At 43.0% G+C, this 21,393-nt stretch carries 20 protein-coding genes and 1 riboswitch; of the genes, 4 read left to right on the top strand and 16 right to left on the bottom strand.

Translation table 11 applies throughout. The annotated features are described in order from the left end of the window. Positions 1-9: 9 nt before the first annotated feature. The 4 genes from M3593_RS17500 to thiC form a co-directional block, all read right to left on the bottom strand. Entirely contained in the window at positions 10-1,428 is a 1,419-nt protein-coding gene (locus M3593_RS17500; protein WP_251543457.1) for a PTS mannitol transporter subunit IIBC, read from the bottom strand. A 170-nt stretch (positions 1,429-1,598) separates the two neighbouring features. Next, entirely contained in the window at positions 1,599-3,401 is a 1,803-nt protein-coding gene (gene glmS, locus M3593_RS17495) for a glutamine--fructose-6-phosphate transaminase (isomerizing) (RefSeq protein ID WP_144475423.1), read from the bottom strand. 634 nt (positions 3,402-4,035) lie between these two features. Further along, positions 4,036-4,251, bottom strand: coding sequence for a diguanylate cyclase domain-containing protein (locus M3593_RS17490; RefSeq protein WP_251543459.1), 216 nt, complete (start codon positions 4,249-4,251; stop codon positions 4,036-4,038). A 194-nt stretch (positions 4,252-4,445) separates the two neighbouring features. After that, on the bottom strand, positions 4,446-6,191 hold the full coding sequence (gene thiC / locus M3593_RS17485; protein WP_251543726.1) for a phosphomethylpyrimidine synthase ThiC: 1,746 nt from the start codon (positions 6,189-6,191) through the stop codon (positions 4,446-4,448). A gap of 170 nt (positions 6,192-6,361) precedes the next feature. Beyond that, positions 6,362-6,476, bottom strand: a riboswitch (TPP riboswitch). A gap of 534 nt (positions 6,477-7,010) precedes the next feature. Between thiC and M3593_RS17480 the strand changes: the two genes are divergently transcribed. Beyond that, the gene (locus M3593_RS17480) at positions 7,011-7,328 is read left to right on the top strand and encodes an HAD family hydrolase (protein ID WP_481825315.1); all 318 of its coding nucleotides are present in this window, start codon (positions 7,011-7,013) and stop codon (positions 7,326-7,328) included. 18 nt (positions 7,329-7,346) lie between these two features. Beyond that, a complete protein-coding gene (locus M3593_RS17475; RefSeq protein ID WP_251543461.1) occupies positions 7,347-7,928 on the top strand; it encodes a YdhK family protein in 582 nt (193 codons plus the stop codon). A 283-nt stretch (positions 7,929-8,211) separates the two neighbouring features. Here M3593_RS17475 and M3593_RS17470 read toward each other — a convergent pair whose 3' ends face one another. The 3 genes from M3593_RS17470 to M3593_RS17460 form a co-directional block, all read right to left on the bottom strand. Further along, positions 8,212-8,637, bottom strand: coding sequence for an ASCH domain-containing protein (locus tag M3593_RS17470; RefSeq protein ID WP_251543464.1), 426 nt, complete (start codon positions 8,635-8,637; stop codon positions 8,212-8,214). Positions 8,638-8,772: 135 nt separating this feature from the next. After that, on the bottom strand, positions 8,773-9,474 hold the full coding sequence (locus tag M3593_RS17465; RefSeq protein ID WP_251543466.1) for an HAD family hydrolase: 702 nt from the start codon (positions 9,472-9,474) through the stop codon (positions 8,773-8,775). A gap of 344 nt (positions 9,475-9,818) precedes the next feature. Continuing rightward, entirely contained in the window at positions 9,819-9,995 is a 177-nt protein-coding gene (locus M3593_RS17460) for a hypothetical protein (RefSeq protein ID WP_251543468.1), read from the bottom strand. A gap of 428 nt (positions 9,996-10,423) precedes the next feature. Here M3593_RS17460 and M3593_RS17455 point away from each other — a divergent pair, with 428 nt between their 5' ends. Both M3593_RS17455 and M3593_RS17450 read left to right on the top strand, forming a co-directional pair. Then, a complete protein-coding gene (locus tag M3593_RS17455; protein WP_251543748.1) occupies positions 10,424-10,582 on the top strand; it encodes a hypothetical protein in 159 nt (52 codons plus the stop codon). A gap of 207 nt (positions 10,583-10,789) precedes the next feature. After that, positions 10,790-11,137 carry a hypothetical protein gene (locus tag M3593_RS17450; RefSeq protein ID WP_251543470.1) on the top strand — a complete coding sequence of 116 codons (348 nt, stop codon included), beginning with the start codon at positions 10,790-10,792 and terminating at the stop codon, positions 11,135-11,137. Here M3593_RS17450 and M3593_RS17445 read toward each other — a convergent pair. The 9 genes from M3593_RS17445 to ilvD all read right to left on the bottom strand — a co-directional run bounded on the left by M3593_RS17445 (position 11,134) and on the right by ilvD (position 21,372). Continuing rightward, a complete protein-coding gene (locus tag M3593_RS17445) occupies positions 11,134-12,513 on the bottom strand; it encodes a sensor histidine kinase (RefSeq protein WP_251543473.1) in 1,380 nt (459 codons plus the stop codon). The two genes, M3593_RS17450 and M3593_RS17445, sit on opposite strands and share 4 nt — an antisense overlap. Then, positions 12,510-13,190, bottom strand: a complete 681-nt coding sequence (locus M3593_RS17440; protein WP_144475426.1) for a response regulator transcription factor — start codon at positions 13,188-13,190, stop codon at positions 12,510-12,512. The genes M3593_RS17445 and M3593_RS17440 overlap by 4 nt, the downstream gene beginning before the upstream one ends. Positions 13,191-13,316: 126 nt before the next feature. Then, a complete protein-coding gene (locus M3593_RS17435; RefSeq protein WP_144475427.1) occupies positions 13,317-13,994 on the bottom strand; it encodes an ABC transporter ATP-binding protein in 678 nt (225 codons plus the stop codon). Between the two features lies 1 nt (position 13,995). After that, positions 13,996-15,030, bottom strand: a complete 1,035-nt coding sequence (locus M3593_RS17430) for an ABC transporter permease (protein ID WP_251543728.1) — start codon at positions 15,028-15,030, stop codon at positions 13,996-13,998. Between the two features lie 250 nt (positions 15,031-15,280). Next, entirely contained in the window at positions 15,281-16,258 is a 978-nt protein-coding gene (gene ilvA / locus M3593_RS17425) for a threonine ammonia-lyase (protein ID WP_353056107.1), read from the bottom strand. A 27-nt stretch (positions 16,259-16,285) separates the two neighbouring features. After that, positions 16,286-17,299, bottom strand: a complete 1,014-nt coding sequence (gene ilvC / locus M3593_RS17420; RefSeq protein WP_251543475.1) for a ketol-acid reductoisomerase — start codon at positions 17,297-17,299, stop codon at positions 16,286-16,288. Positions 17,300-17,327: 28 nt separating this feature from the next. Continuing rightward, a complete protein-coding gene (gene ilvN / locus M3593_RS17415; protein ID WP_251543477.1) occupies positions 17,328-17,624 on the bottom strand; it encodes an acetolactate synthase small subunit in 297 nt (98 codons plus the stop codon). Beyond that, complete coding sequence (gene ilvB, locus M3593_RS17410; protein WP_251543479.1) at positions 17,621-19,339, bottom strand: biosynthetic-type acetolactate synthase large subunit; 1,719 nt, start codon at positions 19,337-19,339, stop codon at positions 17,621-17,623. Before ilvB ends, ilvN begins: the two co-directional genes overlap by 4 nt. Positions 19,340-19,704: 365 nt before the next feature. Further along, positions 19,705-21,372: a dihydroxy-acid dehydratase gene (gene ilvD / locus M3593_RS17405; RefSeq protein WP_251543480.1), complete on the bottom strand. Its 1,668-nt coding sequence runs from the start codon at positions 21,370-21,372 to the stop codon at positions 19,705-19,707. Positions 21,373-21,393: the final 21 nt, after the last annotated feature.

Raw genomic sequence — 21,393 nt, 5'->3', positions numbered from 1 at the left:
GCTCTTTACTTATTTTTTCAGTGAATTGATCAATTCATCGTATTTAGGACTGTTCAGGAAGTTTTCAACAGAAATATGAGTAGCATTTGGCAGTTTTGCCTTCGCACGGTCTGTCAAATCTTTATGTGTAATAACAATGTCTGCGTCCTCTGAAAGATTATTAATCGCAGTATTGATGACTATTTGATCAAGTCCTGCTTTTTGGACTTTATTTCTTAGGATTCCAGCGCCCATCGCACTTGAACCCATCCCTGCATCACAGGCAAACACGATTTTGTTGACATCAACAGCTTTCACTTCAGCAGGCTCACTTGTTAATGCAGATGAAACAGAGCTCTTCTTGCCTTTCATTTCTTCCATTTTAGCTGCAGCTGCAGTCAAATCTTCCTCCGTCGCCTTGCTTGTTTTCAAGATCAGCGATGCAACTGCGAATGAAACGGCTGCGGCTACGATTACACCAGCAAGAGTTGCGAAATAACCGCCTTTTGGTGTCATCGCAAGTAATGCGAAGATACTACCTGGTGATGGAGCTGCCACTAGACCTGCATCAAGAAGATTGAATGTGAACACTCCGCTCACGCCACCCGCGATTGCAGCAAGGATCAGCATTGGCTTCATCAGGATATACGGGAAGTAAATCTCATGGATACCACCAAGGAAGTGGATAATGACTGCACCAGGTGCTGTTTGTTTTGCTGTTCCCTTTCCAAATAACCAGAATGCAAGCAGGATACCCAAACCAGGTCCTGGGTTTGTTTCAAGCAAGAACAGAATTGATTTCCCAGCATCTGCTGCCTGGTCAATTGCCAATGGGCTTAAGATACCGTGATTGATTGCATTGTTTAAGAATAAAACTTTTGCTGGTTCGATAAAGATGTTAGCCAATGGCAGCATTTTTGCATTGATAATCGCTTCCACGCCGCTTGCAAGTACATTGCTTATTCCTTGTACAACTGGACCGATTCCCTTATATGCCAATAAAGTTAAAAGGCCGCCAAGAATACCAGCTGAGAAGTTATTGACAAGCATTTCAAAACCAGATTTTACTTTTCCATGGATGGCCTGGTCAAACTTCTTGATCACCCATCCGCCAATAGGTCCCATGATCATTGCGCCAAGGAACATGGGAATATCCGTACCGACGATGACACCCATTGTTGCTGTCGCACCGACTACACCGCCTCGGACATCATAAATCATCTTACCGCCAGTATAACCAATCAACAGTGGCAGCAGGAATGTGATCATTGGGCCAACCAGCTTTGCCAGATCCTCATTCGGAAGCCAGCCAGTCGGGATGAATAATGCCGTAATCAAGCCCCATGCGATAAAGGCTCCGATATTCGGCATCACCATGCCGCTTAAATAACTGCCAAATTTTTGTATCCTTACTTTGACATCTTGTTTATTATCAACAGATTCATTCATCTAGATTCCCCCTCCAATTAGAAGAATTAACTTTATAGTTTTATATTAAAGCGTTTACAAATCTGTTTCAATTTAATGAAAAGTGCATTTTGGCAAAAGGATTGTTGACAAAATTAAAAAGGGACCAAAAAGCCTAATTCAAAGAATGGCTTTTTGGTCCTTTATGATCATTATTCAACCGTCACCGATTTGGCTAGATTGCGCGGTTTATCAACATCGCATCCCCTGTGAAGAGCTGCGTAGTAAGCAATCAATTGCAGTGGAATGACTGAAATAAGCGGAGTAAGCACCTCATGTACTTTCGGGATGACAAAGCTGTCTTCATCCATATTCAGCCCCTTCATGGAGATGATACAAGGGTTTGCTCCTCGTGCTGCCACTTCCTTGACATTCCCGCGGATACTTAAATTCACACTCTCCTGGGTTGCCAGGGCAATGATTGGAGTGCCTTCTTCAATCAAGGCAATGGTTCCATGCTTTAATTCTCCACCGGCAAAGCCTTCAGCTTGAATATAGGAAATTTCCTTCAGCTTAAGGGCTCCTTCCATACCGACAAAATAGTCGACGCCCCGGCCAATGAAGAAGCAATTCGGTGTTACTGACAAGAACTCAGTGGCGATTTGTTCGAAAATTTCCTTGGAATCGCAAAGGACTTCCATTGCATTCGCGATGATCCCAAGTTCTCTTAAAAGCTCAAACTTAACTGGAATTTGACGGCTCTGCGCGGAAACATCCGCTAAGATGGCTAGAACAGCAAGCTGTGCTGTATACGCTTTGGAAGAAGCGACAGCAATTTCAGGGCCTGCATGCAGGAGCAACGTAAAATCTGCTTCGCGTGATAAGGTTGATCCCGCAACATTCGTTATCGTTAATGCAGGGTAACCTAATTCTTTCACTTTTACAAGCACAGCGCGGCTGTCAGCTGTTTCCCCGCTTTGGGAAATAAAGATGAACAACGGCTTTGCAGACAGCAAAGGCATATTATAGACAAATTCGCTGGCAATATGGACTTCAACCGGCTTTTTAGCAATCGTCTCAATGAATTGCTTTCCTACCAGTCCGGCATGATACGATGTACCCGCAGCAATGATATAAATACGATCCGAATCATTCACTGCATTTACAATGTTGGGTTCAATCGTTAACTTTCCCTCTTCATTTTGATAAGTCTGGATAATCTTCCTCATCACCAGAGGCTGTTCATCAATTTCCTTTAACATGTAATGCGGATACGTACCTTTCTCGATATCCGTCGCATCAATTTCCGCGAGATAAGGTTCACGTTCAATGCTTTCTCCATTTCGATCCTGGATCAGCACTTGATCAGCTTTTACAATGACCACTTCTTTATCCATTATTTCCACATATCTGTTCGTAACCTGGATCATCGCCATGGCATCGCTGGCAACCACATTGAAATCATCGCCTAATCCAACGAGTAACGGGCTTTTATTCTTTGCGACATAAATCGTTTCATCGTCCTCATTATCGATCAGTGCAAGCGCATAGGATCCTTGAAGCAGATCAAGCGTTTTCTGGAAGGCTGTTAAAACCTCCTGTCCTTCCGAAACAAAACGTTCCATCAACTGCACAATCACTTCGGTGTCCGTTTCACTGGCAAAAGGAACATCACTCAAATACTCACGCTTCAACAAATCGTAATTCTCAATGACTCCGTTATGAACAAGTGTAAAACGCCCTTCAGCGCTTTGATGGGGATGCGAATTCACTTTACTCGGCACACCATGTGTCGCCCAGCGAGTATGGCCAATCCCCATGGAAGCGTCAATATTCTCATCTACTATCGCTCTTAAATCAGCAATCCGGCCCTTTTCCTTAAAAACATGAACACCCTCGCCATTCATGACAGCAATTCCGGCGGAGTCATATCCCCGGTATTCAAGCTTCTCGAGACCCTTCAATAAAATTTCCTTCGTATCTTTATTCCCAATATATCCTACAATTCCGCACATGTTAGTATCCTCCAATGAAGGGGCAGAACGCTTTAAGGGCTTTTCTGCCCCAATAATTTTTCGCATATCCTTCTCTTTGTCCAAAGGATTGCCCCTCTGTTTTAAAGAAGAAATTTCGGTTGTGCGAACCAACCGAGAGGTATCCGCCGAAAGTTCGATAAACCTCTTCCTCGTCAACTAACCACTTCCAGGTTAGTCCAGGCGCTTTCACTTTCACAAATCTTCACGGCCCACCTTCCTAGGTTGGTATAAAAAGAACAACTTAATAGTACCTGATGGCCATAAATCCTACAATGCAGTTCATGAAATCGTCAATTAGTATTTTTGAATCAGCCACTATAAAATATTCTCTTCACAAAGAAAGGTTCATTAACCAAGCACCTAATCAACTCGAATCAAGGTGCACTCAGGACTCCTCCTTGCTTTATTTTTCGAAAAAAATGAAAAAAAACCCGTCCTTTCTTATATTTATAGAAAGGACGGGCTTTGTACTAGATATATATTTTTTTACTTTTATTTAGACAGAGGGACGGTTCTGTAGTCTCACACCCTTAAGTGTAATGTATTCCCCGACCCTCATTAAAGAAACATGATGTACCAAAATACCTGTGTAATTGACTCCGTTTCGAGTCGTCTACACAGGTTCTTTTTTGGATGTTTCCGCGATTATGGTTTGATTCTTGCCGTTCCTTTTCGCTTGATACAAGCTGTCATCTGCTGCTTTGAAGAAGTTTTCCTTACCGAGGCCCACTTCGTATGAGCACATCCCGACACTAATCGTGACATTCACGCTGGCCCCAGTATATGATTGAAACGTAACAGAGAAAGTGAAATGGCTCTTAATAGACAATTTATTCCCTTCGCATACGGAATTACTAATCAATTAAACCTGTAAAAAATGCTAAATGACCATTCCATGAGTTTGGGAAAAAGTTACCTGAACGATGTATTCATCGACTTAAAGGTGTGAAAATAGGCGCAAAAAGACGGACTTAAGAGATTACTAGATAAAAATAGAAAGCGGCTCCCCTTTTTAATCAGTTCTTATTGATAAAGCTTTCCTCCGGCTTTTTTAAATTCCTCTGCTTTTTCAACAAGTCCCCTCTTGATTGCGTCCTCCGGCTCTAGCTTATGCTCTTTTGCATAGTTCCGGATATCATGGGAGATTCTCATGCTGCAGAATTTAGGTCCGCACATAGAACAGAAGTGAGCAGTTTTTGCACCTTCAGCCGGCAATGTTTCGTCGTGGTATTCCAATGCGCGTTCAGGATCCAATGAAAGATTGAACTGATCTCTCCAACGGAATTCAAAACGGGCTTTCGACAGGGCATCGTCCCTTTTTTGCGCTCCAGGATGGCCCTTTGCCAGATCAGCGGCATGGGCGGCAATTTTGTAGGTGATCACACCCTCACGCACATCGTCTTTGTTCGGCAGTCCCAAATGTTCCTTTGGCGTTACGTAACAGAGCATAGCTGTACCGTACCAGCCGATCATCGCAGCTCCGATCGCAGATGTAATGTGGTCATATCCCGGCGCGATGTCAGTGGTTAGCGGTCCTAGTGTATAAAATGGCGCTTCCTGGCAAATCTCCAGCTGCTTATCCATGTTCTCCTTGATTAAATGCATCGGAACATGCCCGGGTCCCTCTACCATTACCTGTACATCATGCTCCCACGCAAGCTTCGTCAACTCCCCAAGTGTTTTGAGCTCAGCAAATTGGGCCTCGTCATTGGCATCAGCAATCGATCCAGGGCGCAAACCATCTCCCAGAGAGAAGGCCACATCATATGCCTTCATGATTTCGCAGATTTCTTCAAAGTGTGTATAAAGGAAGTTTTCTTTATGGTGATGAAGGCACCATTGAGCCATGATCGAACCGCCTCTTGAGACAATTCCAGTCAATCGTCTGGCAGTCAGCGGAACATACCGCAACAAGACGCCTGCATGGATGGTAAAGTAGTCAACCCCTTGCTCAGCTTGTTCAATGAGCGTATCTTTGAACACTTCCCAGCTAAGGTCCTCAGCAATGCCATTCACTTTTTCAAGCGCCTGGTAAATCGGAACGGTGCCAACCGGAACAGCTGAATTCCGGATAATCCATTCGCGTGTCGTATGAATGTTTTTTCCTGTAGACAAATCCATGATTGTATCTGCACCCCATCGGGTAGCCCACGTCATTTTTTCCACTTCTTCCTCAATGGACGAGGAGACGGCCGAGTTCCCAATGTTCGCATTTATTTTGACATGAAAGTTGCTGCCGATAATCATGGGTTCAGTCTCAGGATGATTGATATTGGAAGGAATGATGGCCCTGCCCCTTGCCACTTCAGATCTCACAAATTCCGGGTCCATATTCTCCCGTATCGCTATGAACTCCATCTCCGGCGTAATGATTCCCTTTTTGGCATAATGCAGCTGGGTAACATTCTTCCCTTCCTTCGCCCTCAATGGCTTACGCGATAGGTCCGGAAAAACCTTATCATTTGCCCTCGGGTCATGCTCACTTGAGTATCCATTGTCCTCGGGCTTTATTTTCCGGCCCTCATACGCTTCAACATCCCCTCGTCTCTGAATCCACCTGCTCCTCAGTGGAGGAAGACCCTTTCTAAGATCGGGTGTATAAGCAGGATCCGTATAGGGACCGCTCGTATCATATACGCGAACCGGCTCATTGGTTTCCTCTCCAAAAGATCCGCTGGTCGGACTTAATTCAATCTCTCGCATCGGAACCCTAATATCAGGCTGCGAGCCCTCCACATAGACTTTTTTGCTCCCAGAGAAGCTTGCCATAATCGAAATGCTGTCCTGGTTTAATGATTTTGCTGTTTTCACTGATCATCTCTCCCTTTTTTAAAATTGAGGGACGAGATCTGGCACCTGGGAAATTCCCTAGTATGTAAAAAAGCCGGCCCACATAAAGATGGACCGGCTTTAACCGCGAATGTCTCTGCACAAAAAGACTGTGCACTTGTCAACTTCCCCACGCTGGTATGATCCAGATCAGGTCCAAAGAGTCAAGGAACTTTAACGCGTCCCTTTCTCAGCCCAAGCTATTGGGCACCCCTAGTTATTGCTATTCAGTTCCCTTCGAGTATACACAATACGAAAAATAAAGAAAAGTTTTTTAAGCAATAGAGTGCTTATTGCCTATATGGACAATAGAACACACTTTCAAGGAGTTTAGCTAAAGAAGCCCTTAGACAAATACCGACCAAATTCTCCCTCTTCCTTAGAAAGTACAAATAATTACATGAAATTCTATCATTATTCTAAAAACATGAAGACGATTAACACAGCTTCGTAAAGGCTGGTTGACTTATGTTATTAATCATTTTTAAAAAATCCCTCATTTCAAGTTCATACAGTACCTCTTCTGTTAGAAAGCCATATAAAAAATAAGTTTTACGATAGGGGTGTAGGGTATAAAAATATCGAATGCTTATCACGCGATTAGGACATTGTTTTCGGAAAAATAATGGTTAACTTTGATACTTCTGAAAGGAGGAACCACAATGGCATAAATGGCTATTTTGCGCAGCAGTTCTTGCGGGTATCATTACACTTGCCTATTGGGCTGCCACAGGTGATTTCGAATTTGCTTTGGAACGAATGGTTACTGTTTTAATTATCGCTTGCCCTCATGCACTTGGTTTGGCGGGTCCTTTAGTAACATCACGGTCAACCGCCATAGCAGCGAAAAAGGGATTGTTAATTCCTAATAGAGTGGCATCCGAAGGGACATATAAAGGAGTTCGGATTGTTTTTGATAACACGGGGACACTAACCGAGGGAAACTTCGGAGTAACAGATATTTTTCCTGTCCAGGGAATAAGTGAGGAAGAACTTTTAACCCTGGCATATTCAGTTGAAACCCAATCGAACCATCCTATTGCAAAGGGAATTGTATTGATTAAAAAATCCAAATAGAAGAAAGGATGATTTTTAATGAAATCCAATAAATTTTTGTCCATTATAATCACTCTGATTATGGCTCTCGTTTTATCTGCTTGTAACGGAAACAACAACACTTCAGCTCCACCTGAAAATAACGCAGATAAAAAAACGGAAGAATCCAATGAACATATGGAAATGGATCATTCAAGTTCAGGTGAGGTTCCCGAAGAACTAGAAGTTGCGGAAAATCCAACCTACCCGGTTGGGAGCCAAGCTGTCATGCACGCAAAACATATGAAGGGAATGGACGGGGCAGTTGCAACCATTGCAGGAGCCTATAATACAACAGTTTATTCGGTTTCCTATACTCCTACAAATGGTGGTGAACGCGTAGAGGACCATAAATGGGTCATTCATGAAGAAATTGAGAACGCAGGCAAAGAACCATTCAAGCCTGGCGATGAAGTCAAATTGAATGCAGACCATATGAAGGGGATGAATGGAGCCACTGCTGTAATTGATTCAGCCGAAGAAACAACGGTTTATATGGTAGATTTCAAAAATACTGAAACAGGTAAAGAAGTAAAAAACCATAAATGGGTCATAGAAAGTGAACTATCGCCGCAGAAATAAATTTTCAATAACAAAAAATCCTTCTCTTAATGGCTTTCCATTAAGAGTGGATTTTTTCTTACATATGCCTGAATCTAGGGGCTACTACGCTGTTAAGAATAGGTTTATCTTAAAGAATGCTGCTTAAACAAACAGGTGCGAATGCTGAAGAACAGATATAATCTGACCCTTTTGTTGTATTGTTATTTTTATTACTGATTAACTTACTAAAACCTGTGTTAATAAACATGTTATTATGTTTTCTTCTTCTCAACCAAACGTGTTATCCCATTGAACAGGTGCTTTAAACATCATACTCCCATAACCCAAGCCTTCCTTTTGCAGGTATAAAGCTATCCAGCATCTTCATATCCTTGACTTCCCAGGCATACCCTCCCACTTTATAATCACCGAGGAAAAAGTCATTGCCTGAGACGATTCTGCCATCCTCCAATACCGCCCATGTCTCGTGGTTTTCCATCACCCTCCAACAATTATCAAGCTGGCAAGTGGCAATGATTACGCCAGTTGGAAGAGTATCAGCCTCATACCCGTGCTTTAAAAGCAGCGACTTGATCGCCACATGGCTGCAGACCGCCTTATCGACCTTTTTGCTGGTATGGATTGCAAGCGGGCCACGATACTTCGTACTCCACGACCTCGTTTCATATTGAGCCTCACGCAAGACAAACAGACTCGCCCAGGGCTGAATCATCGACAATACCTTCATTTCAGACACCCTCTGTCTCATTTGATAACTAGCATATCCAGAAAAAGTCCAAACACACGGGCGCGTTCCTAAATAAGGCAAAAAGTCCGAACTAGCTAATATCATTGGAATCAACTCATAATGAAGGTTTCACAATTAATTTCCAGCTTTGCCAGTTATACTCGATGTTGCAATTAAATATTCACTTTGCATGAAAATACCTTTTAACTGCTCCACGTTTTCAACAAGATAGGTAGGTTTGGAGTTCTGCAATTCCGCAATAGATCCATATCCATACAGAACCCCTGCTGAATCAATGCCGTTCTGACTGGCACCCAATATATCGTGCTTCCTGTCGCCAATCATAATAAAATCTTCCGGCTTATGCTGGCTGTATTCCTCTAGTATGTAGCGAATGATTTCAGCTTTTGACGTTCTAGTTCCATTAAGGTTACTTCCAACAACAAAATCGAAATAATGGTGGATCTCAAAATGACGAAGTATTTGTTCTGCAAAGACGGTAGGCTTTGAAGTAGCAATCATTAACTGAAATTGCTGTTCTCTTAAAAAGCTTAATAGGCAGGAAATGCCTGGATATAACTCATTTTCGAATATACCCTTCTCCTTGAATCTTTCTCTGTAGTATTCAATTGCTTCTTCAGTTTGGTGTTCATCAAAACCAAAGTAATCAGCGAATGAATCCTGTAGGGGAGGTCCAATAAAAGCTTCCAGTTGATCAACTTCAGGTGCAGCTATATCCATTTTTCGCAAAGCGTATTGAACCGACCTGGTTATTCCTACTTTAGGGTCTGTAATCGTTCCGTCCAAATCAAATAAAATTACTTTATATGCAGGCATGTGATTCTCCCTCCTAATACCAGTAAATCCATTCATAATAAAATAAACATAAAATGAAATCCGATACTGGTGTACCTAAACTGTGAGGCTTCCCTGTATACAAAAAATATTGATTCTAAATTGACCATAAACTTGGAATTTCTCTTTTATCCGCATATTTTGATTCTAACGTCACTATAACTACACTTAAGAAACCTTCCAGAATCCGCCCACTGACCTAACGGTGTTTTTCTCCTCTCAATCTTCAGATCAATTTAAATCACCTTTTGTAACGGCCGCGGCAAACATCTGTTAATACGAAAAAGAAGACACTTGCCTTAATGTCTTCTTTTTCGTTTGCACATCTACGCCTTTTCCTCTTTTCTCTTATCAGGCATGACAAAGCTTATTAACAGACTCACAATAATGACAACTAATGCACCTTTCTCTAAAGCCTGGTAGTCCCCCAGGGAAGTGAATTGGCAGATAAAATAAAGAACAGCCGCAAAAAATCCTATACCGCGTAAGACATTTATCATCATTTTCCTCCATTACTCTATAATAAAATTATTTTATCATAAATTGGATATATTTGGAATATGATTTTCCCTTTTTAAAAATCTATCTTAGAGAGATCTTTCCCAGATTCATTTTGCCACCTTCATTTTTTATATTACAAATAAACCGGTATGCATCTAAATAATACCAAATAATGGATAATAAACAATCCGACCGAAGTAGTAAAAACGCTATTTTCTTTCAGCAAAAAGGATCATAGCAAGTAAAAAACACCGGCACCTTTCCTAAACTTCTTAATGGTGGGAAGGGAGAAGTATTTCGGCATACTATTTCCCAACTTTTTCCGACTTTAATCCCAAATATTAAATACTTGATAGTATAATTGTTATATAGAAAAAGCAAAGAACATATCATTACAGCTTGATTTATCCTTGAGAAACGGAGGCGAAAAATGATGGATAATGAATATTTTGTTGGTTGGGGCACCCTAGCATTAATTAATGCTGGACTTGCACAAGGAAAGAACCGGACCGGGATAAATTGGTTTTTGCTTTCTCTTTTATTAGGTCCTTTAGCAACACTACTGTTGTTGTTTTCTGAAAAGAGATAAGATAGCCAGGAAGTGAACAGGATGAATTTTTTTGATAAAAATAACCTTTTTGAATTTGCGGTTATTGGTTCCACTGTTGCCGGGCTATATTTTTTAGTAACAGGATTCACTAGTGACTTTGATTCGAATTATATTAAGCTATCAATTGTGTTTTTTTCAAACACGCTCATTTTCTCTAGTATGAAAAAATGAGTAAGATGGCTGTTTTTGCCCTCTCATAAATTAAAAACCGAAGCATCTTCTGCCTTTGCCCACATCCCTAATAAAAAAGGAGAAGCACAGGGTTTATCCCCCTATGCTCCTGCCTTTATAGTTATGGTGAACAGAGCCCTGGCTATGCTGCCCTTTTTACCGACCACTGGAAAAATCGTTATTGTAATACGAGAAAATAAGATAGAAACGGATAACATAGTGCAGAATACCAAAGTTTCCTGTTCCCACCATCCAATCCCCCGAATGTGTATTACTCGTTATTATCTAATTTTCCCTTTAAAACTATTCTCTGCCAATGAAGCGGTGCTTTATCGAAAAACACCATTAGCTGCTGAACTTTAGTTCTTTGGCAACTCGATAATAAAAGTAGTTCCTTCCTGATCTTTACTATCTACTTTAATATGGCCACCATGCAGCTTAACAACTGTCCAGACAATCGAAAGCCCAAGTCCTGTTCCCTCGGTTGTTCGTGTTCTTGATGTATCTGCCCGATAAAAGCGATCAAAGATCCTCTCTATTTCTGTTTTGCTCAATCCTATTCCTGTATCTTGAAAGGTTACTTCGATCATTTTTCCTTTTTCTTCAACCGTTATGTCGATACTGCCGCCAGATTGATTATATTTGATGGCATTCGTCAATAAATTATCCCAAACAGTATTCAGGAGAGAAGGGTCTCCGTTGATTTCAATGTCTGGTAAGGTGTAGCTGAGCATAATATTTTTTTCATTTACCAGCCATTGATAATTTCGCAGCAAATCCTTAATTTGCTGGCCAACATTGTACCGTCTTTTTTTCAGGATATCTTCATTACGATCTAATGAGGCAAGGATTAATAGTTGTTTGGTTAAAGTAGACAGTCTTCTGATTTCACCATTAATAATCGAAAAGTACTGGCCTCTTTCTTCTGCACTTACTGACTTATTTTCCAATAGATTTGTGTATGCTTTTATATTGGATAGAGGGGACTGGATATCATGAGAAATGTTTGAGATGAACTCCTTTCTCATGTCTTCCATTTGCTCCAATCTTCTTGCCATCCGCAAAAAACTATGTGAAAGTTCTCCTAATTCATCATGGCGAGCGATATCGAGTTCGACATTAAAGTCGCCATTCGAGAGGGATTTTGTGGCTGTTGTTAGTTTCGAAATAGGTTTGACCAAATACTTGGTACTGACCAGCACGATGACGATACTTAACATAATCGTGATTAAAAGCATCCATCCAAATAAAAGATGCATCTCATTAAAAAGAAATTTGATATCAGGCCTGACGAAAAGTGCATAATTCACTCCATTATGTGTTAACGGAACGCCGATTGTATTCTTTAATTCATTTGCAAAAAAGCCTGTTACAAACGTTTTTTGCGGAAAATGAAGAATACCATGATAATCATTGCCGTTTAATACGGACTCTTTTGTTGAAACAGAAAGACTTTTGTCCCTGAACGGAGAGCCAAAGAAAGCTTCTTCTCCCGAATGGTCAACCAAGTAAATCTGATAGCCAATTGCAGAGATATTCTCCAGGTACTCGTTCAAGTTGGCACCGGGATGCTCGTCCGTGTACCTGGCAATAGAATGAGCAATCCTCGTGATTTTTTGATCGTTCTGCGGCTTCAAGTTTTGCTGATAATAAGCGTTGGATACGATAAAGGCAAGAATACTGCTAAAAACCATGATCCCAATCGTAATGACAACAAATTTAACATAAAGAGATTTCATTGGCGCTTTGCCTCCAGTGAATAGCCAACACCACGGACTGTTTTTATTTGAAAGTCATCTGTCAGTTTGGAAAAACGCTCTCTTAACCTTTTTATATGAACATCAACCGTTCTCTCATCCCCTTCGTAATCCAGGCCCCAAATGTGTTCAATCAAATGGTCTCTGGTAAACACCTGCATGGGTTTGGACATGAGAAAATACAAAAGCTCAAACTCTTTTAACGGCAGAAGAATTGTCCGTTTTCCGATCGTTACTTCATAGCTTTGTTTGTTGATCATTGTACTGCCAATGCGGAGGATGGATTCATCTGTTTTATGATCATATCGGCGCAGCAGAGCTTTAATCCGGAAACTTAACTCCTTCGGTTCGAAAGGTTTAACCAGGTAATCATCCGTACCTGCCCGGAATCCTTGCTCTTTATCCTCAATTTGACTTTTAGCCGTTAACAGGATCACTGGAATATTAAACTGGCTTCGAATTTTTTCAGTCAATGTATAGCCATCCATAAAAGGCATCATCACATCAACAACGGCCAGATCACATACTTCCTTATTAAGAATGTTCAGCGCTTCGAGTCCTTCCTTTGCCTTGTATACTGTATAACCCTGTTCAGATAAATGGATAGTTAAAAACGTTAAGACATTCACATCGTCGTCAACAATCAAGATATTCGCCATATTCAGATCTCCTTGGGTAAAAAGTTGCCGTCCACTTTTATTTCGTCACAATAAGCTATGATTCAAACAAAAAATAGCCTGGCGCAATAAGCCTGGGCTGTTTTTTGTGATAAAATACTGCTTTTCTCATTTTGCAATTTGGCCATCACTCATTTTAATGATGTGGTCAGCGTAACGAAGCATTTCCTCATCATGAGTGACCATTAAGGTAGTAATATTTAATGTCTTGGTTAAATCTCTGATTAATGTCATGATATCTTTAGATCTCTTTGAATCCAGGCTTGCAGTTGGTTCGTCTGCAAAAAGAACTTTAGGCTTATGAATGATGGCACGGGCAATTGCCACCCTCTGTTTTTCCCCGCCTGATAAGGAAGATGGATAAGCATTTTTCCGATGTTCCATTCCCACCAATTCCAGAATCCGTTTAATTTCTCTTTTTTGTTCCCGTTTCTCTAACTTTGCTTCCGAAACATCTAACATCAGCATGAGTTGTTCTTCAACGGTCAGGAACGGGACAAGGTGTGCAAATTGAAAGACAAAACCGAATTTACTTGCCCTTATTTTTCTGACCTGCTCTGGACTCATGTCCGTCAAATTTTCGCCTTCAAAAATAACATGTCCTTCCGATGTAGGCTGGAGGCCAGCAGCAATTGTAAGCAGCGTACTTTTACCAGAACCGGATGCACCCACTAAGGCGATGATTTCTCCTTCTTTAAGGGAGAGGTTGATTCCTTTTAGTATTTCTTCTTTGACTTCCCCATTCGTAAACGTCTTTCTCACTTCATCAATTTGAAATAATGCCATTTTACACCTCTCCTTGTTGTATCGCATGTAGTGGCTCGACCTTTTTGATTTGAATACCAGACAGTGTAGCTCCGATAAATCCAATGACCAAAAATACGACAGACAATTGTGCTGTTGTCTCAATTGGCAAACTGAAAGGCATTTCTTTTGGTGCTATCATATTAAAGATTTGACTGAATGCAATAGACAAAGCAAGTGACGTTCCTGTAATAAAAATCATTTGGGCCCACATCATTTTGAATAATTTACTTGTCTTCAGACCGATTGCCTTTAAAATACCGTACAAGCCAATCTTTTGAACGTTCATCATATAGAAGAAGATCGCGAACAGCATTCCACTAATCACGACTAAGAACCAGACAATCATGTTAAGAGACATCTGTTCCGCATTATAACTTGGAATACTATTGAGAAATTGGTTCTTGGAAAATGCCTGTAAACCATTCACTTCTTCTGCTTGATCCTCACCAGGTGCGAATACCAATTGCATTTCCTCTACTCGATACATTTCTTTGTAGTTCTCACTATTAATGAAAGCAACAGGTGCATGGCTGAACTTCGTTTGTTCAACAAATCCTTTTACAATGAACTCGCCACTGAATTGATTGTTAGTTAACGTATCCCCAACTTTTATCCCTTTATCCTTCATTGAACGGTCCAACCAAACTTCTCCGGCTTTGACATCCTTAAATAAGTCTGACTCTGTTGAGGTGACAAAAGCCACACTTTGCTGTTTTCCCTGCTCATCATTCAAAAAGCCCATTTGGATCGAAAGTGCCATAGCATCTTTCTGATCGTTCAGTAACTTTTCCTGGACCTCGCTATCTATTTTAGACAGATTAAAGGTTTCATCTGCCTCTTCATTCATATAAAAATATCCGTCTGGTAAATCTTTGATTAAAGAAGCATTATCCTGCGACAATCCATTCGCTAAACCAGAAATAATAAAGGTTAACAAACTAACCAGAAAAACAATCGAACCCAATATTAAAAATCTCACCTTATTTTTCTTCATTTCTTTCCAGGCAAGGTTCATCATTACATCCTCCATTCTCTCTTTGACTTCCTTAGAATAAACCTCTTATATGAATGGACGATGAACGGGATGTTACATTTTTCATCCTGGTTGAAGTTTAAGTTCCTTTTATGTATGAATGACCACAATAAAAAGCACTATATCAAATTCGTTGGTCATACACTACGAAAATCTATGTAGTAAGTTTTAATCGAAATAAAAGCAGCTTTCCTCATATGTGTAAGGAAAGCTGTTCGTTTAAAGCTAGTCTTTATCCAATTTTCTTCATTGATTTTGTCATTTCCTTATAGGTTTGTATTTGATCCGGGTCTGCATTTCCGCCACTGATGATGCAGCCTATTTTCTTTCCGTATACCTGAACCTTTTTGTATAAAATAGCTGCCAATGCTGCGGCACCAGCCCCTTCGACCAGCATTTTCTCTCTTTCAAGCATGAACATGATGGCATGGGCAATTTCTTCATCGGTGACGGTTACGATTTCATCTACATACTTCTCGATGATAGGATAGGTAATCACTCCGGGTTCCTTTACCATGATTCCATCAGCGATCGTGTGGATAGCATGTGTCGACTTCAATTTTTGTCCAGTGAATTTTTGATAGGTGGCAGCCGCCCCAACTGCCTGCACACCAATGATTTTAACAGCTGGCTTGATCGCTTTGATGGCGAGTGCCACTCCTGAAACCAATCCGCCACCGCCAATAGGGACAAAGATGACGTCCAATTGGTTATTCTGCTGCAGCATTTCCATTCCTATTGTCCCTTGCCCTGCAATCACCTTTTCATCGTCAAACGCATGGACAAAAGTGCTTCCATTCTGGCTCATATCTTCAACAGCTTTTTGATAGGATTCATCGTATGTTTCGCCGACCAGGACAATTTCCGCACCATAACCCTTTGTGGCAGAAGCCTTGGAAAAAGGAGTATGCTTCGGCATATAGATTTTTGATCTGATGCCCCTTAACGAAGATGCCATGGCTACCCCCTGGGCATGATTGCCGGCAGACGCAGCCAGGATGCCATTTTTCACTTCCTCGTCGGTCAATGATAAAATTTTGTTCATCGCTCCCCTTAGCTTAAACGATCCCGTTTTTTGCAGGTTTTCCAGTTTTAAATAAACATCAGCATTCGTTAAGTAATTTAAAGTCGCACTTTGCTTTAAAGGAGTCTGGTGCACTTGATCCTTCAGTGTTTCCATTGCTTCATCAATCTTGACGCTTTTTAACAAATTCCCAACGTGCTCACCTCGAAATGATTATTTAACTAATTCCCTCTTTTGCTTTTGCTGTACAAATGGCATCATTCTTCTCAGCTCTTTCCCAACCGCTTCGATTGGATGCTGATTTTCCCGATCGTTAATGGCGTCGAACTCGGCCCGGTCCATTTGATTTTCCAAAATCCAGCCTTTTGCAAACTTGCCAGATTGAATATCCTTCAACACTTCCTTCATGCGCGCCTTTGTTTCTTCATTAATAACACGCGGACCTGATACAAAATCCCCCCACTGAGCTGTGTCAGAAATAGAATGGCGCATGCCTTCCAGGCCTTGTTCATACATGAGGTCAACGATTAATTTAAGCTCATGCATGCACTCAAAATAGGCGACTTCTTTTTGATAACCAGCTTCCAACAACGTTTCGAAGCCGGCTTTGACGAGTGATGTCAAGCCACCACATAAAACAGCCTGCTCACCAAAAAGGTCGGTCTCGGTTTCTTCCTGAAAATTTGTTTCCAGCACCCCTGCCCTCGCAGCTCCTACACCTTTCGCATAGGCCAATGCCAGCTCCTTCGCCTGGCCAGTCACATCCTGGTGCACCCCAATCAGTGCCGGAACCCCTGCTCCTTCTTCAAAGGTCCTCCGTACCAAATGCCCCGGCCCTTTTGGCGCGACTAAAAACACATCCACATCCTCTGGGGGGACAATTTGATGGAAATGAACATTGAACCCGTGGGCGAAAGCAAGTGCCTTACCAGCAGTTAAAGCAGGTTTGACTTCGGATTCATACACAGCTGGCTGCTTCTCATCAGGCAATAAGACCATGACCACTTCTGCCGCTTCACACGCTCCCTTGACAGATAACACCTGGAATCCATCCTCCTCTGCCTGGGCCCATGATTTCCCCTGGCGCAATCCGACGACAACCTGATGCCCGCTATCCCGTAAATTTTGCGCATGTGCATGACCCTGTGAGCCATACCCAATGACAGCAACCGTCTTCCCTTTTAAAACATCCTCATTCACATCTGCTTGATAATACACCTTTACCATTTACAATCCTCTCCCTTTTAAAAATTGTTCAGATCAGCAACTTCTTCATCATGTCGAGTTCCCTCTCGATCATCAGTTCGTCTGTCACATCCGTGACATACAGGACATCAACCTGTTTATTGACCTGCTTGACCAGCTGCAGGAATTTATGGTCATCCTCCACCTCAATGATGACAGACATTTTGGAAACGTCCTTCAGCTCCGGGTATGCGACCACAACCGCAAGGCTCTCAATCCTGTATTGGTGCTTGTGGAACATGCCCATAAGCCTGGTAAAAATCCCATTTTGATTATGGACTAATGCCGTGATCATCCGCTTTTTCATGGTCTCACCCCAATCATTTCATGAAGCCCTTTCCCCGGCGCGACCATTGGATAGACCTTTTCTTCAGGATTCACGCGGCAATCAATCAGGACTGGTTCGCGGCCTGTTAAAACTTCACTGAAAACTCTCTCTGCCTCGTCTGTACTGCTCACTCTATAAGCTTTTATTCCATAGGATTCAGCAAGCTTCAGAAAATCTGGCTGCAGCGAAAAGATTGATTGTGAAAATCGTTTTTCATAAAAGGTTTCCTGCCACTGGCGGACCATTCCGAGTGAACCATTATTGATGATCAGCACTTTTACCGGCAGATTCCATTCTTTTAATAAAATCAGTTCCTGCAGCGTCATCTGAAAGCCACCGTCCCCGATGAGCGAAATGACCGTCGCCTCTGGTTCTGCCAGCTGCGCACCAATCGCTGCCGGGAAACCAAATCCCATTGTGCCCAGTCCCCCCGATGTGACCCAGGAGTTTGGCTGCGAAAACGCGTAGAATTGGGCAGCCCACATCTGGTGCTGGCCGACATCCGTCGTGACAATCGCATCCCCATTCGTATGCTTGTGAACTAATTCTATTAATTGCTGTGGCGATGGCAATTCTCCGGCATCCGTAAACCAGTACGGATACTCAACCTTATTTTCTTCCAAGTGCTTCAGCCAAAGCTGTGACTCCGGTCCAACAACTACGCGGCTTAAAAGCATTCGCAAAACTGCTTTCGCATCCCCCACAATCGGGAAATGAGTCTCGACATTCTTGCCGATTTCCGCTGGATCAATATCTGCATGGGCAACCCTGGCATTTGGCGCAAAGGTTGTTAGATTGCCTGTTAACCGATCATCGAAACGGGCACCAATATTGATCAATAGATCGCATTCATAAAGTGCCATGTTCGCGGTATAACAGCCGTGCATCCCCGCCATTCCCAAAAACAACGAGTGCTGTGCCGGAAATCCACCGAGTCCTAACAAAGTGTGGACGACAGGCAATTGATACTGTTCGGCAAAAGCAAGCAATTCCTCCGAGGCCTTGGCATGCAAAACCCCTGCCCCTGCTAAGATGACAGGCTTTCGGGAGTGTTGGAGCGCCTCAAGCAGGCTGTCTACCTGTAACGGATCAGGGTTTACGATTGGCCTGTATCCTGGAAGGTTTACCTCAGCCTCTGGCAAAAAAGAAGTCTGAAGTGCTGTAAGGTCCTTCGGTATATCGACTAGAACAGGGCCCGGCCGTCTAGTTGTCGCCAGATGGAAGGCTTCCTTCACAATTCTGGGCAAATCCTCTAACCTTCTCACCTGGTAAGCCTGCTTTGTGATTGGCGCAGTCATCCCGACTACATCTGCTTCTTGAAAGGCATCTGTCCCGATAACATGTGAGGCAACCTGGCCTGTAAAAATAACAAGCGGCAAAGAATCCATCATCGCATCGGCGATTCCTGTCACGACATTGGTTGCGCCAGGTCCAGAGGTAGCGATCACGACGCCCGGCTTTCCCGAAACCCGGGCATAACCTTCAGCCGCGTGGATCGCTCCTTGTTCATGACGGGCAAGAACATGCTTGATTGGCGACCTGTGCAGAGCATCGTAAATTCCTAACACCGCCCCGCCAGGATAGCCAAACAAGAGCTCTACCCCCTCCTGTTTCAGGGACTGGATGAAGAGATCCGCCCCATTCATGTTCAATTCTTCTGTTTCAACCGTTACCATTGGCTCTTTTGCTGCCATCCAAATCTCCTCCTATTCTTCTTTTCATCCCAGCGGGGTAAATAAAAAAAGCCCTTCACCCCACACAACATTCCATCATTGTGCAGGGGTGAAAGGCTCATAGCATTCCACGGTACCACCCTCGTTCGCTGCATCTCTTGCAAGACACAGCCTTTAAAGGCAGCTCAGGTCCCTTTTTTTAAAAAAGAATCTGAACTGTCTCGTTTTTGCTAACGAGTATACCCGTGTATACCCGGCTGTCCCTACTGCGACTTCAGGACCGCACTCAGAGGGGATGAAGGAATTGGCGTATTGCTGGCTTCCAGCGCGACCAGCTCTCTGTGAATACGGAATCCAATCCCTAAACCTCGTCATCGAGTTATCTATTAAATTTTCAGGATGCCACCCGTGCTCGCCGAGGTGACCAGCTTCGAATATCGAGCCAAATATCCTTTCTTGATTTTAGGCTCCGGTTGTTTCCATTGGGCTTTCCGATCATGTAATTCTGCTTCAGGAACCTCCAGGGAAATGGTTCTTTCCTCTAAATCAATGAAAATAGGATCCCCATTTTCCACAAACGCAATCGGCCCTCCTTCAGCCGCTTCTGGTGAAATATGGCCGATGGAAATTCCTCTTGAGGCACCTGAGAATCTGCCATCCGTAATCAGGGCTACCTTCTTTTCAAGGCCTCTTCCGGCAATCGCAGCTGTTGGCGCAAGCATCTCCGGCATTCCCGGACCGCCTTTTGGCCCCTCATAACGGATGACAACCACATGCCCCTCACGAACATCGCCACTTTCGATTCCAGCCAAAGCCTCATCCTGAGATTCATAGACAATCGCTTCACCTTTAAAAGTCTTGATTGAAGGGTCCACTGCTCCTACCTTGATGACACCTCCGTCTGGTGCAATATTTCCAAACAGAACGGATAGACCGCCGACAGGGCTATGCGCCGTTTCCTTGCTGCGGATGACATCACCATTCAGCACCTCCGCATCCTTTACATTCTCGTAAAGTGATTTACCGGTGATGGTGATCCGGTCCGGGTGGACAGCTCCTTCCATTTCACATAGCTGTTTGATAATCGCGCTGACACCGCCGGCATTATGGACATCCTGCATAGAATTATGGGAAGCCGGGCTGATTTTAGACAAATAAGGAATCCTTTTCGCCACTTCATTAATCCGGCTCAAATCATAGTCAATTTCCGCCTCGTTCGCGATGGCCAGCGTGTGGAGCACTGTATTCGTCGAGCCGCCCATCGCCATATCGAGCGCAAAGGCATCATCAATCGTTTCCTTGGTGATAATGTCTCTTGGCTTGATATCCTTTTTGACCATTTCGACCAGATGACGAGCTGCGTCATAGATTAATTGATGGCGTTCCTCCGAGGTCGCAACCAGCGTTCCGTTTCCAGGAAGCGCGACTCCGAGCATTTCCATAAGAGAATTCATAGAGTTGGCCGTAAACATTCCCGAGCAAGAACCACAAGTAGGACACGCATTCTTTTCAATATCCAGCAATTCTTCTTCAGACATTCTCCCGGATTGATAGGCACCGACGCCCTCAAAAACGGATACTAGCGATAAAGGCTGTCCAGTGCTTGAGACACCTGCCTCCATCGGGCCTCCCGAAACAAATACAGAAGGAACATTCGTCCTTACCGCCGCCATTAGCATTCCAGGAGTGATTTTGTCGCAGTTCGGGATATAGAAAACGCCATCGAACCAGTGCGCATTAATCACGGTTTCAGCCGAATCTGCGATCAGCTCCCGGCTTGGCAGGGAATATCTCATGCCGATATGCCCCATCGCGATCCCATCATCAACGCCAATGGTATTGAATTCGAACGGAATCCCGCCCGCCTCTCTGATCGCGTCCTTGACAACATCGGCGAACTGCCTCAGATGGACATGGCCCGGAATAATATCAATATATGAATTGCAAACGCCTATAAAAGGCTTTTCAAGATCCTCTAATTTCACGCCGGTTGCATAAAGCAAGCTTCTGTGCGGAGCACGGTCGACTCCCTTTTTGATCATGTCACTGCGCATACGAATTCCCCCTCGATTTAT

It is taken from the genome of Mesobacillus sp. MER 48, from assembly GCF_023714225.1.
GTDB lineage: Bacteria > Bacillota > Bacilli > Bacillales > Cytobacillaceae > Mesobacillus > Mesobacillus oceanisediminis_A.
The sequence above is the reverse complement of the archived record's forward strand: the minus strand, read 5'-3'. Positions and strand labels throughout refer to the sequence as shown.

What these genes read in the sequence shown, in the direction of transcription:
- thiC (WP_251543726.1), bottom strand. Translation starts at nt 6,191, where the DNA reads ATGGCAAGCTTCTCTGGGAGCAAAAAAGTCTATGTGGAGGGCTCGCAG.
- ilvB (WP_251543479.1), bottom strand. Translation starts at nt 19,339, where the DNA reads ATGGCAGCAAAAGAGCCAATGGTAACGGTTGAAACAGAAGAATTGAAC.
- M3593_RS17480 (WP_481825315.1), top strand. Translation starts at nt 7,011, where the DNA reads ATGGTTACTGTTTTAATTATCGCTTGCCCTCATGCACTTGGTTTGGCG.
- ilvN (WP_251543477.1), bottom strand. Translation starts at nt 17,624, where the DNA reads ATGAAAAAGCGGATGATCACGGCATTAGTCCATAATCAAAATGGGATT.
- M3593_RS17460 (WP_251543468.1), bottom strand. Translation starts at nt 9,995, where the DNA reads ATGATGATAAATGTCTTACGCGGTATAGGATTTTTTGCGGCTGTTCTT.
- glmS (WP_144475423.1), bottom strand. Translation starts at nt 3,401, where the DNA reads ATGTGCGGAATTGTAGGATATATTGGGAATAAAGATACGAAGGAAATT.
- M3593_RS17445 (WP_251543473.1), bottom strand. Translation starts at nt 12,513, where the DNA reads ATGAAATCTCTTTATGTTAAATTTGTTGTCATTACGATTGGGATCATG.
- M3593_RS17430 (WP_251543728.1), bottom strand. Translation starts at nt 15,030, where the DNA reads ATGAACCTTGCCTGGAAAGAAATGAAGAAAAATAAGGTGAGATTTTTA.
- ilvD (WP_251543480.1), bottom strand. Translation starts at nt 21,372, where the DNA reads ATGCGCAGTGACATGATCAAAAAGGGAGTCGACCGTGCTCCGCACAGA.
- M3593_RS17435 (WP_144475427.1), bottom strand. Translation starts at nt 13,994, where the DNA reads ATGGCATTATTTCAAATTGATGAAGTGAGAAAGACGTTTACGAATGGG.
- M3593_RS17470 (WP_251543464.1), bottom strand. Translation starts at nt 8,637, where the DNA reads ATGAAGGTATTGTCGATGATTCAGCCCTGGGCGAGTCTGTTTGTCTTG.
- M3593_RS17455 (WP_251543748.1), top strand. Translation starts at nt 10,424, where the DNA reads ATGATGGATAATGAATATTTTGTTGGTTGGGGCACCCTAGCATTAATT.
- M3593_RS17440 (WP_144475426.1), bottom strand. Translation starts at nt 13,190, where the DNA reads ATGGCGAATATCTTGATTGTTGACGACGATGTGAATGTCTTAACGTTT.
- M3593_RS17475 (WP_251543461.1), top strand. Translation starts at nt 7,347, where the DNA reads ATGAAATCCAATAAATTTTTGTCCATTATAATCACTCTGATTATGGCT.
- M3593_RS17500 (WP_251543457.1), bottom strand. Translation starts at nt 1,428, where the DNA reads ATGAATGAATCTGTTGATAATAAACAAGATGTCAAAGTAAGGATACAA.
- M3593_RS17465 (WP_251543466.1), bottom strand. Translation starts at nt 9,474, where the DNA reads ATGCCTGCATATAAAGTAATTTTATTTGATTTGGACGGAACGATTACA.
- ilvC (WP_251543475.1), bottom strand. Translation starts at nt 17,299, where the DNA reads ATGGTAAAGGTGTATTATCAAGCAGATGTGAATGAGGATGTTTTAAAA.